The organism is Streptomyces sp. NPDC047002 (assembly GCF_040704505.1).
Lineage (GTDB): Bacteria > Actinomycetota > Actinomycetes > Streptomycetales > Streptomycetaceae > Streptomyces.
Window position 1 is genome coordinate 119813 of sequence record NZ_JBEYWC010000006.1, and the last position, 17091, is coordinate 136903.

At 73.3% G+C, this 17091-nt stretch carries 18 protein-coding genes; 9 read left to right on the top strand and 9 right to left on the bottom strand.

Features of this window, described 5'->3' with window-relative positions; translation table 11 throughout:
• Position 1 precedes the first annotated feature (1 nt).
• A complete protein-coding gene (locus AB0910_RS08480; protein WP_366743762.1) occupies positions 2-535 on the top strand; it encodes an NUDIX hydrolase in 534 nt (177 codons plus the stop codon).
• 58 nt (positions 536-593) lie between these two features.
• On the opposite strand, the gene AB0910_RS08485 is transcribed toward AB0910_RS08480, so the two are convergent.
• Both AB0910_RS08485 and AB0910_RS08490 read right to left on the bottom strand, forming a co-directional pair.
• Entirely contained in the window at positions 594-1280 is a 687-nt protein-coding gene (locus AB0910_RS08485) for a histidine phosphatase family protein (RefSeq protein ID WP_366743763.1), read from the bottom strand.
• Between the two features lie 5 nt (positions 1281-1285).
• A complete protein-coding gene (locus AB0910_RS08490) occupies positions 1286-2773 on the bottom strand; it encodes an FGGY family carbohydrate kinase (protein WP_366743764.1) in 1488 nt (495 codons plus the stop codon).
• Positions 2774-2982: 209 nt separating this feature from the next.
• Here AB0910_RS08490 and AB0910_RS08495 point away from each other — a divergent pair, with 209 nt between their 5' ends.
• Together AB0910_RS08495 and AB0910_RS08500 are read left to right on the top strand one after the other, a co-directional pair.
• Positions 2983-4008 (top strand): 2-hydroxyacid dehydrogenase, encoded by a 1026-nt coding sequence (locus AB0910_RS08495; RefSeq protein WP_366743765.1) that lies wholly within the window; start codon positions 2983-2985, stop codon positions 4006-4008.
• Positions 4009-4072: 64 nt separating this feature from the next.
• The gene (locus AB0910_RS08500) at positions 4073-5527 is read left to right on the top strand and encodes an FGGY-family carbohydrate kinase (protein ID WP_366743767.1); all 1455 of its coding nucleotides are present in this window, start codon (positions 4073-4075) and stop codon (positions 5525-5527) included.
• A 301-nt stretch (positions 5528-5828) separates the two neighbouring features.
• On the opposite strand, the gene AB0910_RS08505 is transcribed toward AB0910_RS08500, so the two are convergent.
• Complete coding sequence (locus AB0910_RS08505) at positions 5829-6806, bottom strand: NADPH:quinone reductase (protein WP_366743768.1); 978 nt, start codon at positions 6804-6806, stop codon at positions 5829-5831.
• A 517-nt stretch (positions 6807-7323) separates the two neighbouring features.
• Between AB0910_RS08505 and AB0910_RS08510 the strand changes: the two genes are divergently transcribed.
• The gene (locus AB0910_RS08510) at positions 7324-8697 is read left to right on the top strand and encodes an amino acid permease (RefSeq protein ID WP_366743882.1); all 1374 of its coding nucleotides are present in this window, start codon (positions 7324-7326) and stop codon (positions 8695-8697) included.
• A 90-nt stretch (positions 8698-8787) separates the two neighbouring features.
• Here the strand turns inward: AB0910_RS08510 and AB0910_RS08515 are convergent, their stop codons facing one another.
• Positions 8788-9573 (bottom strand): class II aldolase/adducin family protein, encoded by a 786-nt coding sequence (locus AB0910_RS08515; RefSeq protein WP_366743769.1) that lies wholly within the window; start codon positions 9571-9573, stop codon positions 8788-8790.
• A 188-nt stretch (positions 9574-9761) separates the two neighbouring features.
• Between AB0910_RS08515 and AB0910_RS08520 the strand changes: the two genes are divergently transcribed.
• Positions 9762-10658 carry an IclR family transcriptional regulator gene (locus tag AB0910_RS08520; RefSeq protein ID WP_366743771.1) on the top strand — a complete coding sequence of 299 codons (897 nt, stop codon included), beginning with the start codon at positions 9762-9764 and terminating at the stop codon, positions 10656-10658.
• A 52-nt stretch (positions 10659-10710) separates the two neighbouring features.
• Here the strand turns inward: AB0910_RS08520 and ligD are convergent, their stop codons facing one another.
• The 5 genes from ligD to AB0910_RS08545 form a co-directional block, all read right to left on the bottom strand.
• Positions 10711-11733: a non-homologous end-joining DNA ligase gene (gene ligD / locus AB0910_RS08525; RefSeq protein ID WP_366743772.1), complete on the bottom strand. Its 1023-nt coding sequence runs from the start codon at positions 11731-11733 to the stop codon at positions 10711-10713.
• The gene (locus tag AB0910_RS08530) at positions 11730-12455 is read right to left on the bottom strand and encodes a DNA polymerase ligase N-terminal domain-containing protein (RefSeq protein WP_366743773.1); all 726 of its coding nucleotides are present in this window, start codon (positions 12453-12455) and stop codon (positions 11730-11732) included. Before AB0910_RS08530 ends, ligD begins: the two co-directional genes overlap by 4 nt.
• 446 nt (positions 12456-12901) lie before the next feature.
• Positions 12902-13291, bottom strand: a complete 390-nt coding sequence (locus AB0910_RS08535; RefSeq protein ID WP_366743774.1) for an Asp23/Gls24 family envelope stress response protein — start codon at positions 13289-13291, stop codon at positions 12902-12904.
• Positions 13288-14139: a hypothetical protein gene (locus AB0910_RS08540; RefSeq protein ID WP_366743776.1), complete on the bottom strand. Its 852-nt coding sequence runs from the start codon at positions 14137-14139 to the stop codon at positions 13288-13290. Before AB0910_RS08540 ends, AB0910_RS08535 begins: the two co-directional genes overlap by 4 nt.
• Before the next feature lie 101 nt (positions 14140-14240).
• Complete coding sequence (locus AB0910_RS08545; protein WP_366743883.1) at positions 14241-14813, bottom strand: RNA polymerase sigma factor; 573 nt, start codon at positions 14811-14813, stop codon at positions 14241-14243.
• Positions 14814-15142: 329 nt separating this feature from the next.
• Between AB0910_RS08545 and AB0910_RS08550 the strand changes: the two genes are divergently transcribed.
• The 4 genes from AB0910_RS08550 to AB0910_RS08565 all read left to right on the top strand — a co-directional run bounded on the left by AB0910_RS08550 (position 15143) and on the right by AB0910_RS08565 (position 17013).
• A complete protein-coding gene (locus AB0910_RS08550) occupies positions 15143-15679 on the top strand; it encodes an Asp23/Gls24 family envelope stress response protein (protein ID WP_366743777.1) in 537 nt (178 codons plus the stop codon).
• 43 nt (positions 15680-15722) lie between these two features.
• Complete coding sequence (locus AB0910_RS08555) at positions 15723-15911, top strand: hypothetical protein (protein ID WP_366743778.1); 189 nt, start codon at positions 15723-15725, stop codon at positions 15909-15911.
• Positions 15911-16318: a hypothetical protein gene (locus tag AB0910_RS08560; RefSeq protein ID WP_366743779.1), complete on the top strand. Its 408-nt coding sequence runs from the start codon at positions 15911-15913 to the stop codon at positions 16316-16318. The genes AB0910_RS08555 and AB0910_RS08560 overlap by 1 nt, the downstream gene beginning before the upstream one ends.
• Positions 16319-16410: 92 nt before the next feature.
• The gene (locus tag AB0910_RS08565; RefSeq protein ID WP_366743780.1) at positions 16411-17013 is read left to right on the top strand and encodes a DUF6286 domain-containing protein; all 603 of its coding nucleotides are present in this window, start codon (positions 16411-16413) and stop codon (positions 17011-17013) included.
• Positions 17014-17091 lie beyond the last annotated feature (78 nt).

Below are 17091 nucleotides of genomic sequence, written 5' to 3' on the forward strand. Positions count from 1 at the left end.
CATGCAGCCTTCGCCCACCGCCGCCACCGACCGCGGGACCGGGCCCGACGCCGAACTCGCGGTCTACCTGGCCGCCCACTCGTCCCCCGCGGCCTGCGCCGACGCGCTGATCAGGGACGGGGACGGACGGGTCCTGCTGGTCGATCCCACGTACAAGGACGGCTGGGACCTGCCGGGCGGCATGCTGGAGGACGAGGAGCCCGCGGCGGGCATGGTGCGGGAGGTACGGGAGGAACTCGGCCTCGACGTGCGGCCGGGGCGGCTGCTCGTCATGGACACCGTCCCCGCGACGGTGTACGGGCGCACGATCCTCGCGTTCGTGTACGCCACCGAGCCGGTCGGCGCGCCCGACGGCGGCTTCCGCCTCCAGGCCGAGGAGATCCGCGAGGCGAGGTTCTGCGCCGAGCCTGAGGCGCTCGCGCTCGTCCCCGACGAGCTGGCCCGCCGCCTCGCGGGCGCCCTCGCGGCGGACCGCACGGGCACCACCGCCGTGCTGCGCCACGGCTTCCCGGTGCAGCGCGCGGCCCGCGCCTGAACAGCGGCCGGGCGCCCGGGACTCGCGCGTCACGCCCGTACGGCGGCGGACTCGCGCGTCACGTCGGCACGTTGTACGAGAGCAGCGCGGCGCGGCGGTCCGTGAGCCGCATCCGCACCTCCGTCACCGCGCAGTTGCGCAGCCCCGGCAGGACGCGCCGGTACTCGTCGAGCGGGATGCCGACGAGTTGGCAGAGCACCAGCCGGTAGAGCGTGTTGTGGGCGACCACCAGGACCCGGCCGCCGCCCTCCCGCGCCGCCGCGTACCGCTCGGCGACCTCCCACAGGGCCTGCGCGCCGCGCACGGCCGCGGCCACCGGGTCGTCGGCGTCCGGCAGCGGCCTGGTGGCCGGGTTGCGCAGGAACTCCTCGACGGCCTCCGGGTGTTCGGCCCGTACCTCGGCGAGCGTGCGGCCCTCGCCGATGCCGAAGTCGACCTCGCGCAGCCCGTCCTCCACGGCCTCGGGCAGGCCCGTGGCCCGCAGCGCGGGCGCGGCCGTGCGCCGGGCGCGGGAGAGCGGGGAGGAGACCACGGCGTCGAGCCCCGCGGCCCCCGCCCACGCGCCGAGGGCCGCCGCCTGCTCCTCGCCGCGCGGGGTGAGGGCGATGTCGCTGCTCCCGGTGTAGCGGTTCTCCGCGTGCCAGACCGTCTCGCCGTGCCGCGCGAGGAACAGCGTGGCGGCGGGCGCGGCGCCCGGTGCGCCCGCGGGCTCCTGCGGGGTCCGGCTCGTGCGGGGTGCGGTCATCGTCTTCAGCCCTCGTCCCGTGCGTACCGTGCCGTCTCCGCAGGCAGCCAGCCGCGCTCCTCCAGCGCGTCCACCAGCGCGGCGAACGCCCCGTCGAAGCGGCCCTTCGCCGTCTCGCGCGGCGCGAACTGCGCCGCTTGACGGACCATCCCGCGGACCTCGTCCCTGCTGCGCCCCGCGCCCCTGGCCGCGAGGACCGCCGCCCCGAGGGCGGAACCCGCCTGCTCAGGCACCGTGACGGGCCTGCCCAGCACGTCGGCGCGCAGCTGGTTCCAGTACGCGCTGCGCGTCGCGCCGCCCGTGAGGACCACCGGCGCCTCGACGCGCGCGCCGAGCCTGCGCACGTACGCGAGACAGAGCCGCTCCGCGAGCGCGACGCCCTGGAGCAGCGACGCGTACCGGTCGGTGTCGTCCGCCGGGGTGCCCAGCGTGAACGCCTCGGCGTCCGGCGCGAGGAACGGGAACCGCTCGCCGCGCGACACCAGCGGATAACTGAGCACCCCCGCGGGCTCGCGGTCCGCCGCCGCCCGGTCGAGCGCGGGCAGGTCGGCGCCGGGGAACGCCGCGGACAGGGCGCCCGCGCCGACGCTCGACGCGCCGCCCGGCAGCCAGGTGCCGTCGGGGGAGAGGTGGTTGTAGAGGACGCCCGTCGGGTCGTACAGGGGTTCCGCGGTGACGCCCTTGAGGACGAGCGTCGTGCCGAGGACGGTGTTCCACCGGCCCACCTCCCAGGCTCCCGAGGCGAGTTGGGCGGCGCAGCCGTCCGTCGTACCGGCGACGACTGGCGTGCCCTCGGCGAGGCCCGTCGCCTCCGCGCCCGCCGCGCCGACCGCCCCGAGCACCGTGCCGGGCAGCACGACCTCGGGGAAGTCGAGCCGCTCGGCGAGCCCGAGGCGCTCCAGCACGCCCCGGGGCCAGGCCCGGCTGCGCGTGTCGTACCCCGTCTTCAGGGCGTGGCCCGCGTCCGTCGCCACCGGCCCGCCCACCAGCCGGACCGTGACGAAGTCGGCCTGGTGGCACACGCGGGGCCGCCGGCCGCCTGCCCCCGCGCCCTCGTCCACCAGCCACAGCAGCTTCGCCAGCGCCCAACTTGGCTGGATGCGCCGGCCGAGCGCGCGCCACAGCTCCGCGCCCGCCTCCTGTGCGCGGCGCGCCTGCGCCGCGGCCCGCCCGTCGTCGTACATCAGCGCGGCCGAGACCGGCTCGCCGTCGCCGTCCGTGAGCAGCACCGTCCCCGACGTGCTGCACACGGCGACTGCGGCCACCGGTACCGGCAGGTTCCGTACGGCGGCCCGTACGGCGGTCCCTGCCGCCGCCCACCAGTCGGCGGGCAGCTGCTCGTGCCGCGCGCCGTCCCGCACGCCCGTCAGTGGTGCCGTGCCCTCGCCCCGCACCCGCCCGCCGGAGTCGACCGCCAGCGCGCGCACGCCCTGCGTGCCCAGATCGATGCCCAGCCACACGGGCCCTTCGCCCGCGCCCGTGTCCGCGACCACCGCTCCACCTCTTCGTCCTCGGCGTCTTCAGTGCCACATCACCATAGATTAGTGTGACTTCCCCGGCACGGAATGTGACAGGCGCTGATTCCGGCGGCCCCGCGTGCCGGGCGCGTCCCGCGCGGCGCCGGCTCCGTACACTGCACGCCCCGCCCGCGCCCGCGCGGTCCCGCACAGTCAGCCGTCCACCGTCAAGGAGCCCTCGTCCGATGAAGATCCTGGCCGCCGGTGACCATTTCGTGGCGCCCGACCTGTTCGCACGGGAACTGACCGCAGCCCTCGGCGACGGCCACGGGCACACCGTCGCCCCGCTGACGCTGCCCTGGCCGCTGACGCCCTTCGGGCCGGTGTCCGAGGTGGATGAGGCCTCGGGCGACGAGGACACCATGATCACGGCGCTCGCCGGTGCCGAGATCTGCCTGACGCAGATGGGGCCCGTCACGGCGAAGGTCCTCGACGCCGCGCCCGAGCTGCGGCTCGTCGTCGTGGGGCGCGGCGGCCCCGTCAACGTCAACCTGGACGCGGCGAAGGAGCACGGCGTCCAGGTCTGCAACACGCCCGGCCGCAACGCCGCCGCCACCGCCGAGTACACCGTCGCGATGATGCTCGCCGCGATGCGCCGCATCCCGGAGACCGCGGGCGCGCTGGCCTCCGGACGCTGGGCGGGCGAGTTCTACACGTACGAGAACTGCGGGCCAGGACTCGACGGCGCCACGGTCGGCCTCGTCGGCTGCGGCGCGGTCGGCAGCCGGGTCGCCCGCGCGCTGACGGCCTTCGGCGCGCGCGTCCTGGTGTACGACCCGTACGCGGACCCCGCTGTGCTGCGCGAGAGCGGCGCCGCCCCCGTGCCCGGCCTGGACGACCTGCTGCGGGCCAGCGACGTCGTCTCCCTGCACGCCCGCCTCACCGCCGAGACCCGCGGCCTGCTCGGCGCGCGCGAGCTGGCGCTCCTCCCGGCCGGCGCCGTCGTCGTGAACTGCGCGCGCGGCGCCCTGCTCGACGAGGACGCCCTGTGCGACGGCCTTGAGTCCGGGCGCCTCGCGGGGGCGGCCCTCGACGTGTTCGCCGTGGAACCGCCGCCCGCCGACAGCCGGCTGCGCACGGCGCCGCGCCTCGTGACGACCCCGCACCTCGCGGGCGCCAACACGGCCGTCGCCCACAACGCGGCCCGGATCGCCGCCGCCGAGGCGGCCCGCTATCTGCGCGGCGAGCCACTGGCCCACCGCGTCGTGTGAGAACCCAGAATCAGCGCGGGGGGTTTCCGGCGGGGGCGGCCGAGAGGAGTGCACGGTGTGCGCGGTGTTCGTCGGGCTTGACATGGGAACGTCCGTGGCCAAGGCGGTGGCCTTCGCCGAGGACGGCACGGCCCAGCGCGTCGAGTCGGTGCCGGTGTCGCTCGGCGGCAGCGGCGACCGCGTCGAACAGGACGTCGAGGAGGTCGTACGCGCCGCCGTGCGGGTGATCGACGCGGTCGCGGACGGCGTCCCGCCCGCGCTCGTCGCGATGACCGGCCAGGGCGACGGGCTCTGGCTGGTCGACGAGGCGGGCCGGCCCGTACGGCCCGCGCTGTCGTGGATGGACGGCAGGGCCGGCGGCCTCGTCGCCGACTGGATGGCCGACGGCACGGCGCTCCAGCTGTTCCGGCACACCGGCAATGTGCTGTTCCCCGGCTCGCCAGGGCCCCTCCTCGCCTGGCTCGACCGCAACGAGCCCGGGACCCTCGACGCCACCGCGACCGCTGCCTGCTGCAAGGACATCCTCCATCTCCGACTGACCGGCGAACGGTCCACCGACCTCTCCGACGCCTCCGTCCCCTTCCTCGATCCGACGTCCCGCGCCTACTCGCCGCAGGTGCTCGAAGCGCTCGGCATCGAGCACCGCGCCGGCCTGCTGCCTCCGGTGCGCACCCCCGTGCCGCTCGGCCGGGCCCTCGGCGGCCGCACCCGCAGCGCGCTGCGCGCCGGGACCCCCGTCAGCTCAGGTCCCTACGACCTCCCCGCCTGCGCGCTCGGCGCGGGCATCACCGAGCCCGGCGACGGCCTCCTCATCATCGGCACCACGCTGGCCTGCGAGGTCGTCACCGAACACGTCGTGCGCGACGGCGACCCGGTCGGCTTCCACCTGGCGACCGACCGCGCTGACCGGCACCTGCGGGCGCTGCCCGCGATGACCGGGACCGTGGCGCTCGACTGGGTGCTCGGCGTCACGGGCAGCACCCACGAGCAGGTCTCGGGGATGCTCGACGAGACGCCGCGCGGCGCCCGGGGCGTCGCGGCCCTGCCCTACCTGTCGCCCTCGGGGGAGCGGGTCCCCTTCGTCGACCCGCGCGCCCGCGCCGAGTTCACCGGCCTCGACCTGCGCGCCACCCGCGCCGAACTCGTACGGGGCATGTGCGAGGCGATCGCCTTCGCCGCCCGGCACTGCCTGGAGGCGGCCGGCCTCACCGGGGCGCTCGGCGTCTGCGGCGGCGGTGCCCGCAGCCTCCCCTGGCTCCAGGTGTTCGCCGACGTCCTGGGCCGCCCGCTGCGGGTCGCCCGCGGCCCCGAGCCCGGCGCGCGCGGCGCCGTGCTCGCCGCCCTCGCCGCCCACGGCCAGGGCCTCGGCCTCGCCGTCGACACCACCGAGTGGACCAAACCGGAACTGGTCGTCGACCCCGACCCGGAGGGCGTCGCGTACTACGAGGAGGCATACGCGACCTACCTCTACCGAGTAGAAGCCGCCCGCACCCGCTGGCACGAGGCGCCGGGAGCGTGAGGCACCTGGGGCGTGGAGCCCCGGGGCGTGGGGCGTGGGGCGCCCTGGGGCGTGGGCGCCCGGGGTGTGGCGGCCTCGGGGTGACGCCGCTTCCGGTGTGCGAGGTGCCCGGGGTGGGACGGCCTCGGGGGTGACGCCGCCGCGTGGGACGCCCGGGGCGTGAGCCACTCGGCGTGCGGGCCCGGGGTGCCGCCTCCCCCCGGGGGAGGCCTCTGGGACGAGGCCGCCCGGGGCGTGAGGACCCGGGGCGTGGGGCGCCCGGCGCAGCCCGGCCCGCTCGGGCCCGCCCCCGGGGGCGGGGTTACTCGGCCGCCAGGTCCAGCACCACCTTTCCGACGGCGCCGCCCTCCACCGCCTCGTGCGCGGCGACCGTGCCGGAGAGCGGGTGGCGGTGCACGGGCAGGGCGGTCAGCGCACCCGCGCCCACGGCCGCGTTGACCTCGGCGACGGACTCGGCGAGCGCGGGCGCCGGGACCCCGTAGAGGAGGACGAACCGCAGCGTGACGTTGGCCGTCATCAGCGCCCGCACGGGCACCGTGACGTCCCCAGCCGCCGCGTACGTGGCGATCACGGTGTTCGGCCCGCTGACCGCCAGGTCCATTGCGAGATTGGCGCCGAGGTCCACCTCGACGACGCGGTCCACCGGGCCGCCCGCCAGCTCCCTGACCCGCTCGACGGCGCCCGGCTCGCGGTAGTTGACGACATGGTCCGCGCCCGCGCGCGCCGCCTGCTCACCCTTCTCCGGGCCGCTGACGGTGGTGACGACCCGGGCGCCCGCGTGCTTGGCCAGCTGGATCGCGTAGTGGCCCACCGCGCCCGCGCCGCCCGCGACCAGGACCGTCCTGCCGTTGAGCCGGCCGTCCGCGAAGAGGCAGCGGTGGGCGGTGAGCGCAGGGACGCCGAGGCACGCGCCCAGCTCGTCGTCCGCGCCCTCGGGCAGCGGCACCGCCCGGTCCGCCGGGACGACGGCGTACTCCGCCGCGGTCCCGTAGCGGTTGCCGAACGCCGCGAACCAGAGCCACACCCGCTGCCCCACCCGCGCCCGGTTGACGCCCGCGCCCACGGCGTCCACGACACCGACACCGTCCTGGTGCGGCACCTGGAACCCGTCGATGGGGCGCGGGGTCGCCCCCGCCCTGGTCTTCACGTCCGTCGGGTTGACCGCCGAGAGCGCCACCCGCACCCGGACCTGGCCGGGCCCCGGCTCGGGGCGGTCGATCTCCTCCACCCGGATGACCTCGCGGGCGGTTCCGTTCTTCTCGTACAGAGCTGCTTTCACTGCCTCGCTCCTTCTGGCGCGGGTCGGAGGGCACGTCCCGGCCGACGACCCGAGGGGCGGACGGCCTTCGACGGCGATCTGCGCGGTTTCAGCGGACTTCACATGTTCCGGTCATCGTGATCAATCCGATCGTACGGCGATCATGCGGCGGACATGGGGTGGTTCTGCGGCGGCCCGGCGGTTCCCGGGATGGCGGGCCCCGGGCTGGGGAGGATGGGCCACCATGCGAGGCCGACGGCCACGGTCGAAGGGGGAACACACCGAAAGCCTTCGCATGTGTGACCTTTGTCCCACGCCGATCATCGATTGTGGGAAATGATGACGCGTTGTGCTGCCCTAGGGTGGCCAAGTTCCCCCACGAACGAAGCGAGAACACATCGTGAGCAGTGAGAAAACTGTCCGAGACGTCGAGCCGCCCACCGGCGGCACCCCGGGCAGTGTGGCCTCCGGCGGCGCCGGAGGCACGGATGCGGGGGACGCCGGATACAGCAAGGACCTCAAGTCCCGCCACATCAACATGATCGCGATCGGCGGCGCGATCGGCACCGGTCTCTTCCTCGGCGCCAGCGGCCGCCTCGTCTCGGCAGGCCCCGCCCTCGCCCTCGCCTACGCGGTCTGCGGACTCTTCGCCTTCTTCGTGGTGCGGGCGCTCGGCGAACTGGTGCTGCACCGTCCCTCCTCCGGTTCGTTCGTCTCGTACGCGCGCGAGTTCCTCGGGGAGAAGGGCGCGTACACGGCGGGCTGGATGTACTTCCTGAACTGGTCGACCACCGGTATCGCCGACATCACAGCGGTGGCCCTCTACGTCCACTACTGGGGCATGTTCACCGCCGTCCCGCAGTGGCTGCTCGCGCTCATCGCGCTGGCCATCGTGCTGTCGATCAACCTCATCTCGGTGAAGATCTTCGGCGAGATGGAGTTCTGGTTCGCGATCATCAAGGTCTCCGCTCTGGTGGTCTTCCTCGTCATCGGCGTGTTTTTGCTGGTCACACAGCACCCGGTGGGCGGCAGGACGCCCGGCTTCGACATCATCAGCAGCCACGGCGGGATCTTCCCCGAGGGCCTGCTGCCGGTCGTCGTGGTGCTCCAGGGCGTCGTCTTCGCCTACTCGGCCGTCGAGATGATCGGCGTCACGGCCGGCGAGACCGCCGAACCGCACAAGATCGTGCCGCGTGCCGTGAACTCGATCATGTGGCGCGTCATGGTCTTCTACGTGGGCTCCGTGGTACTGCTCGCGCTGCTCGTGCCGTACACCGGCTTCGCGTCCGGTGAGAGCCCCTTCGTCACCGTGCTCTCGAAGATCGGCGTGCCTGCGGCGGGCGGCGTGATGAACCTGGTCGTCCTCACCGCCGCGATGTCCAGCCTCAACTCCGGCATCTACTCCACCGGCCGCATCCTCCGTTCCATGGCCATGGCGGGCTCAGCCCCGCGCTTCACCGGCCGGATGAACCGCAACCAGGTGCCCTACGGCGGCATCCTCCTCACGGCCTGCGTCTGCATCCTCGGCGTCGTCCTGAACTACGTGGTCCCCGGCGAGGCCTTCGAGATCGTCCTCAACATCGCCTCGCTGGGCGTGCTGACCGCCTGGGGCATGATCATGGTCTGCCACCTGGTGTTCGTGCAGCGGGCCAAGAAGGGCCTCGTCCAGCGCCCCTCCTACCGCCTCCCGGGCTCGCCCTTGGTCGAGATCGTGACCCTGGCGTTCCTGGCGGGCGTGCTGGTGCTGATGTGGTTCGACACGCCCGTCGGCCGCAACACCATCCTGATCATCCCCGTCATCGCGCTGGCCCTGGTCGTCGGCTGGTTCCGCGTCCGCGGCCGCATCCACACCACGGTCCCCGACGAGGCCGCTTCCCCTTCCGCCTCGCAGCAGCTCCCCCCGACCGCCTGACCCCGGTCGGCCGGGCCCCGGCTCTCCGCCCGCCCCGCGCGGCGGGCGGCGAGCCGGGGCGGCCGCCGCCCCGTGCCGTGTCTCCTCACGTCAGACCTGGCCCAGCCCCGCGTGGTCCAGCTTGGCCACATTGGTGCGCCACACCAGGTCGTCGTTGAAGCCGCCCCCGAGGTCGGGCAGCTCGGCGATGTCCTCGTCGGGCAGCACCGGCGGGACGCCGTGCGCACTCGCCGACAGGGTGATCTTCGCGAGCGCGTCCAGGTTGAGCGCCCGCACCACCGCCTGCTGGACCGTCTCGCCCGTCGCCACGATGCCGTGCCCCCTCAGCACGCACGCCGGGCGGTCGCCGAGGGCCTCGGCCAGCTCCTTGCCCAGATCGGGCCTGGTGATCAGCACACCCCGGGGATAGACGGGTATGCCCCCGAGCGCCATCCGCATCGCCGGGATGTTGTACGCCCCGACGATCGGCCGCAGCGCCAGCCCGCCCAGGTCCGCCGCGACCACCGACGGCGGATGGACGTGGACCACCGCCCGGACGTCCGGGCGCGCCTTCAACACCTCCTGGTGAATGGGGAGTTCGTTGGGCGCTTTTGTGCCCTCCGGCAACCCGGCCGCCGGGCCGTCCAGCGGAACCCGGTGGACGTCGGCCCGCTCGGTGAACAGCAGCCCCCGCTCCCGCGCGCCCCTGCACCGGATGTGGACGGCATCCGGCGCCTCCGCGTCCCGCAGGCTGATGTGCCCGAGGATGTCCTCAGCGAGTCCCTGGAACGCCAGGATGCGACACCCCAACGCGATCAGCTCCGCGGGCCCCGCACTCCCCCGAACCTCCGTGCCCGCTCCCGTGCTCGCACCGGTCCCGACGTCGAGAGAACTCATCACAGCCGACCTCTTCTGCTCTGAAGAAAATGCTTCTTTCAAAGAGAACCGTGTCACCGGTCCTTTTCGCCGGTCAAGGACGGCCACTCCGTCCGCGCGGGCTCTCCCCCCGATCGCGCCCCCTCTCTCCTCTTCGCGGCTCCTCGCGCTCCTCCACCGGCCCGCCCGCCGGGCGTTACGATCACCCGATGGCGGCACGGACTGCACCCGACGAACCGAGCGGCGCGGACCCCCGGGATCCAGGCCCGGCGAGGCTTCGGAGCCCAGGCCCGGCCGGTCCCCGGGGCCCGGGCCCGGACGACCGCGCCTCCGGGGCGGCCGCCGGCCCGGCCTACCCCATCGCCTCCGTCGACAACGCGCTGCGGCTCCTTCTGATGTTCCGCGACCACAAGCGCCTCCGGCTCTCCGAGGCCGCGGAAGCCCTCGGCGTCGCCGACTCCACCGCGCACCGGCTGCTCGCGATGCTCGTCCACCACGACTTCGCCCGACGCGACGACTCCCTTCGCCTCTACCTGGCGGGCCCCGCCCTCCTGGAGATCGGGCTCGCCGCCGTACGCAACCTGGACATCCGCCACCTCGCCCGGCCCGTCCTCGCTGAACTGGCCCAGCAGATCGACGAGACCGTGCATCTCGCGCAGCTCGAGGGCGGCCGCATCCGCTATATCGCGGGGGCGGAGAGCGGACGGGACCTCCGCGTGGCCGACCGCACCGGACAGCTGATGCCGGCGCCCCGCACCGCCACCGGCAAGGCCCTGCTCGCCGAACTCACCACGAGCCAGCTGGACGAACTCTTCCCCGCCGACTCCTCCTCCCCGGCCGACGGACTCACGGCGGCCGAACGGGCCGCGCTTCACGAGGAACTCGCCCACGTCCGCGAACGCGGCTACGCCACCAACCACCGCGAGCCCGACGAGGTCGTGTCCGTCGCGACAGTTGTCCGAGACCGCCGCGACATCGCGATCGCTGCCATCAACGCCTCCGCGCCCGCCGCCCGTATGGACCAAAAGCGCCGCCCACTCGTCGCGCGCCAACTCCACGCTGCAGCGGTACAGCTGGAACGCCTGCTGGCCAACGCCGTCGGCTGAGCCGCCCCTTCCGGCACGCGGACCCATCGGCCACCACCCTCGCCGTCACGGGTCACGCCACGGTGGACCGCGCCTCCTCCCGCACGACCTCTCGCGGTTCCTTGTCGTTGCGCAGCCCCAGAAAGCGCGGATGCCGCAGCATGCCGTCCTTGGTCCACTCGGTGAAACCGATCTGCGCGACCAGCTCAGGCCGAGCCCAGTGCGCCGTGTGCTCCGGTATCCGGTCCGCGAACGGTGCGTCCGCGGTCTCAAGGCCGTCGAGCCGCCTACGGATGTCCCGCAGCGCCGCCCGGTCGTAACCGGTGCCCACCTTGCCCGCGTACCGCAGCCGAGGCCCCTCGTAGTAGCCCAGCAGCAGGGCGCCGAAGCCGGTCCGCGACCCGGCTGGTTCGGTGAAGCCGCCCACCACGAACTCCTGCCCCCGCTCGCACTTCAACTTCAGCCAGTCACCCGATCTGCGAGGCTGATAGCCGCCCGTCGCGCGCTTGGCTATCAGGCCCTCCCATCCGTGCCGGCAGGCCCGGTCGAGCAGCTCCTGTCCGCCCTCGTTGCGGTGCGGGGTGAAGCGCAACGGCGCGTGGTAGGAGAGGGCCCGTCGCAGCAACGACTTCCGTGTCCGCAGCGGCAGTCGCGTCACATCGGCCCCGTCGAGGCGGAGGATGTCGAAGACGTAATAGGACACGGCGACATGGCTCGCGCGCGCCTGGCGCTCGTCGGTGATGCCGAGCCGCTGCTGGAGCCGGGCGAAGTCCGTCCTGCCGTGCGAGTACGCCACGACCTCACCGTCGAGCACGAAGTCCATCGTGCCCTGCGCCTTCAACGCGTCCGCGACCTCCGGATAGGTCGCGTTCTGCCGCAGGCCGTTCCGGGACAGCAGCCTGATGCCGTCCTCGTCGCGCACGGCAAGCATTCGGACGCCGTCGAGCTTCCGCTCGAAGATCCAGCCGCCCGCGTCGAAGTCCCGGCGGTCGCTCAGTGTCGCCAACATGGGCTGCGCCGCCAGCTCGGCACCGGGTGGCGCGTCCGACAGCAGGCGCAGCTCGTCGGGGGAGAGGGAGGACAACAGCCCGATCATGTGCCGTTCCCCCCTCCGAGGCCGTCGGCGACCTGGCGCAGCGTGCGGCCCGACCGGGTCGACCTGGCACGGTGCGGGTCCGGAGTGGCGGAACCCGTCCGGTCCGCCCTCGCGTCCGCCCGTTTCACCAGCAGCCAGGCCTCTTCGCCGCCGTCGTCCCCGCTGCCGCCGCCTTCTCCGCCCCTGAACCGCGTGAGCACATAGCCGCCCTTCAGCTTCGTCCCGTCGAGCCAGAAGCTCGCATGGCCCTTGGCCAGCGCCTCCGCGAAGGGTCCCTCGTCCTCCGGGGTTCCCTCCTCGCCCATCGGGCGGTACGTGCCCGTGTCCCAGACGATCACCGTGCCTGCCCCGTACTGCCCGTCGCCGATGACGCCCTCGTACTCCCGGTACTCCAGCGGATGGTCCTCCGTGGGCACGGCGAGCCGCTTGTCCCCGGGATCGGTGGAGGGCCCCTTCGGTACCGCCCACGACTTGAGGACCCCGTCCACTTCCAGCCGGAAGTCGAAGTGCATGGTGCTCGCGTCGTGGATCTGCACCACATACGAAGGGAAGCCGTCCTCCGTCGCATGCCGCGCCTTCTCCGTACCGTGCCCCGCCTGCTTGCCGCGGCGGCCGTCCGGCTTCCCGGCCTCTCCGGCCGTGCCGACGCCGCCGCGCGGTTCGCCCGTGGCGCCGAAATCCCGCTTGTCCCGGTAATGCTTCAGTGAGTCTTCCCTGGCCACAGACCCCTCCTTTCATGCAGACCCGATGCCGGGTACCCCACGAACGCCGTCCGTCCCACGTCTCCCCGTCACCGCCCATGAAGGGCGTGTCCACTCCACCCGAGCCGCCCCTCCGGGACACGGACAGCGGCCATGCGCGGCAAGCAGGACCTGGCGCCGTCTCACCTCACGTATCCGAGCGAGCGCAGTGCGTTCGCCGGGCGGGCGGCCCGCTTCCCCGCCGAGGCGCCGGACGCCCACCACCTTCGCCCGGTGCGGGGTTCCCTCCACCCGGCCGGAGACAGCGCCCCGCACGGGAGCTGGAGACCGCGCACCTCCGCTCCCCGGCCGGAGACCGCGGCTCCGCACCCTGGCCGGGTGGCGGGCGGCTTCGGCCCGCCCCGCGGAGGACACCGGCATTCCGCCTCCCGCCTCCGAAGAGACCGGGACCCCGGGTTCTGCGCGGTTCAGCTCACCCCGGTGACCGTGACGGTCACGGAGACCGATGCCGACGCCTCCCGCCCGTCTTCAGCCTCGTCCTGCCGCGCCGGATCCATCCGCGCCGGAACCAGGGCCGCGGCGACCCTCGCCTCCACCGCGCTGCGCACCGCCCGCGTCACGTCCACCGCGCGATGCCCTGGTGCCGTCACGAGCTGGACCTGTATGTGCCAGTGGCCCCTCTCCGTCTCGTACCGGACGCGCACGCCCGACGCCGACGGGGGTCCGAGCCGGGCGGCGCCGCGGACGACGTCCGCCAGACCTGGGCGCAGGAAGGCGACTCCCTCGGTGGAGCGCGCCGCCTCCGCCGCCCCGCTCGTCAGCAACAGCGACAGCTCGCGCGTGTTCTCTCCGCTCACCACCGGAACCCTTCCTCCCGTCCTCGATCCGCACCCGCCGACGTGTCCATCAGCTCGTCGTCCAACAGGTCGACCACCGAGACATCTATGGCCCCCACGTGGACGCCCACCGCCTCGATCGCGGCGACCGTCACCCGCTCCCGCACCCTGTGGGCCAGTTCCGGCATGGTCCACGACAGGGTCGCGGCCACCTCCAGATACACGTCCACAGGCCCCCGGTCCTGGAACACCATGATGCCGGGGCGGTACTCCGGCGCGGGATCCGTCGTCCGGTCCGCGCCATGGCCGGTCGCATGGCTCGTGTCGTCGAGTCGGTCCCCATCGCCGCTTGCGGTGCCTGCGGAGTCCGTGGCCGCTTCGCCATGCGCGCCCCTCGCAGCATCCGGCGCGTAGGCGACCGAAGAAGGGCGGATACGGCAACTGCCGGCTCGGACCCCCGGCAGGGAGTCCGCGGCGCGCCGCAGGACCTTCGCCAAGGCTGCCTCCACGATCCAGGCGTCCTCGTCGGGCTCGCCGAGAGGGAGCGTGCGTCCGGGGCGAAGCTCCAGCCGCACGATGTCCATGACGCGGCCCGTAACGGCCTCGACGCGACTGTCGAACGTCTCGTCCTCAGCCGCAGACTCGCCGGCTTCGGCGAATCCGCCGATCCGGTTGTCCCCTTCCTTGTCGCCCGGGTCTTCTTCGACGAACTCCTGCAAGGCACGCAGATGCTCCAGCGCCGCCGTGCAGTGCGGACAGCCGGCCACGTGCGGATCGGCGGTGAGGACGCCCTCGTCCCACGCCTCCCAGAGGTGGATCAGCGAGCGGCCGCAGGGCAGCATCTCCTCCTGGTCCGCGTCCCTTCCCACAGCCGACTCCCTCTCCCGCTGCGCGTCCTCGCTGCTGTTCCCCGGTGTGTCCCGTCCTCCGCCGCTCTCGGGCCCGCGGCTCCATGACGGCTGGTTCGTATTCATCTCCATGCCTTCATCGCCTCCGTCAGAGCCTGGCGAGCCCGATAGATCCTGCCGCGTGCCGCGTGTTCGTTGATCCCCATGGTCTCCGCGATCTCCCTGTACGACAGGCCGTAGTACTCGCGCAGCACCCAGCACGCCTGCTGCTCGGGAGGGAGCCGGCGGCGCTCCCTGTCCAGGGCCAGCGCGACGGCGGCGGACTCCGCGGCGCGTGCGGGCGAGGTCGTGTGGTCGGGTGCCGACGGTTCAGGGACGGATTCCAGTGGTGTTGTTGGCTGCCGCGCCCGCAGTTGATTGAGACATTGGTTGGTCACGATGCGGAACATCCATGTGCTGAACTCCGAGTCGCTGCGGAACTCCGGCAGTCGGCGCCACGCGCTCACGAATCCCTCCTGCACGGCGTCCTCGGCGTCGCCCCTGTCGCCCAACATCCGGTATCCCAGCTTCAACAGCACTGGCATGTGTCTGCGGACCAAGGTCTCGAAGGCCTCCGCGTCCCCCTCGCCTGCGCGCACCGCGAGCAGTGCGTCGTCCGGCCATGAACGACGCTCCGATGCCCCGGCGCGTCTGATGCGCCGCTCCCCTACAGGCACGTACGGCCTCCTCTCCCCGTGACTGCTTCACCTGCTTTGACACGGTTGCGGCGCGATCCTCACGCTCGCCCGCCCAGGAGAAAAAATTTCGATCGATTTCCGCGGAGCGCGTGACGAATGCGCCGCGGCTGTGTCCAACGGTTATCGGCACGCAGCACGGCTGCCCTTCGGGGCGAAGTACTACGCGCCCGCGGGCATACGCGTACACGCGCGCGCACCCGCGCACGTACAAACAAGCGGACAGCGCCCGGCGAATGCCGACGGCGCCGGCCGAGCAAGAGATCGAGCACCGAGACCGAGGAGGACCCATGACGACGTCCGCAGCTTCCACCGGCATGAAGGGCATCCCGGCGGCCCCGAGCGGGCCGCCCCCGCAGCCGCCCCGTTCGGCGGCCGCGCAGGGAGTGACCACCGTCGACGCGGGACACAAGGGCTCGGACGCCCCGGCGGGCACCCGGGGCAGGACGATCATCGCCAACGGAGTGGTGGAGAAGATCGCGGGCATGGCCGCCCGCGAGGTCCCGGGTGTGTACTCACTCGGAGGAGGCGGTCTCAGCCGCACGCTGGGCGCCGTACGCGACCGGGTCCCGGGCGGAAGCGGCCGGTCGGGGTTGGGGCGCGGCGTCAAGGTGGAGGTGGGAGAGCGGCAGACGGCCATCGATCTGGACGTGGTCGTGGAGTACGGAGTCGCGATCCAGGACTGTGCCGCGGAGATCAGGGAGAACGTGATCTCGGCCCTGGAGCGGATCACCGGGCTCGAAGTCGTGGAGGTCAACGTCGCCGTCGGGGACGTCCATCTGCCTGACGACGACGCGGAGCCGGAGAGCGAGCTGCACCTTCAGTGAGCGCGGCGGTCGGTTGCTGTCCCGGTTCGGCTGAGGAGGAGAGATGAAGGGGTGGTCCGCACTGGGCCTCGTTGCGGGGATGGCGCTCGGATTCGCCGGCTATTTCGGCGGCTTCGGTGCGTTCCTGCTGGTGGCGGCGCTGGGAGCGGTCGGGTTCGGTGTCGGCCGGATAGTCGACGGTGACCTCGACGTCCAGGATCTCCTGCACCCGGACCGGCGCAGGAGGCCCTGATGGCGCTGACGGCCGGACAGGTCGCGGGCACGGCCGCCCAGGAGCACACCGGCAGCTCGAAGGCCGAAGGGACGGGCGGTGTGAAGGGCGAGTCCGCGCGCCGCGGGGCGACGACCGTCAGCGACCGGTCGGCCGGCCGTATCGCCGCGCAGGCGGCCAGGGAAGCACTTGTGCCGTACCCGCACGCCGGCGCCCGCGCCACGGCGGACAGCCGAAGGGGCCGCACGAAGGTCGCACTGGAAATCGACCTGCCCTACCCACTGGACATCGACGCCGTGTGCGCGCGGGTACGGCAGCATGTCGCCGAACGCACCGCAGCGTTGACCGGGATCCCCGTCGCGTCTGTGGACGTGCTCGTAGGCCGGCTCACACCGGTCCGTGCACTGAACGCCGAGAGGGTGGTGTGATCGTGGGTGAGAGTGTCCGCCGGACCGGTTTGCCGGGGCTCAAAGCGCGAAGGCCATGGTCGGCGAGGCGTGTTCCGGCCGGTGTGTGCGCCGTGCTCGGTGCGCTGGGCTGCGCCGCGGTGTTGTACGACGTGGCGGCGGTGCGGCTCGGCGCCAGGCCCGCGCCGTGGCGGCACGCCCTGCTCGACCGGGTCTACGGGCTGAGTCTGACGGCAGTGGTGGCCGCGGTCGCCGCCGTCGCCCTGGTCCTGCTGGGGCTGTGGCTGGTGTGGCTGGCCGTGACGCCCGGAGCGCGTCGGCTCACCCCGATGGAGCCGCCTTCCGCCGACGTGCGGGCGTATCTGGACCGGTCAGCCGTCGCGTTGCTGCTGCGGGACACAGCGCTGGAGATCCCGGGCGTGGGCGCGGTACGAGTCAAGGTCCGCCGCAGAAAGGTGTTCGTCGGGGCCACCGTCCGGTTCGGCGACCCCGACGAGTTCCGGGAGGCGCTCTCTTCCGCCGTCACGGCGAAGCGTGACCGGCTGGGGCTGGCGAAGCCTCCCCGGCTGACGGTCTTCGTGCGCCCGGACGAGGAGTGGACGCCTCCACCGGCCGATGCCCCGTCCGGGCTGCCGCGGGCGCCCAGGCAGAAGCAGAGCCCACCGCAGAAGCAGGGGGTGGACGCGCCCGTGGCACCCGCTGCCGGGGAGAAGTGAGCGAGAGGAACGTAGACAGCGCCCGAGAGGAAGCGCGGGCGCAGGGAAGTGTGAGAGGCGGTGGGCGATGTGCGAGGA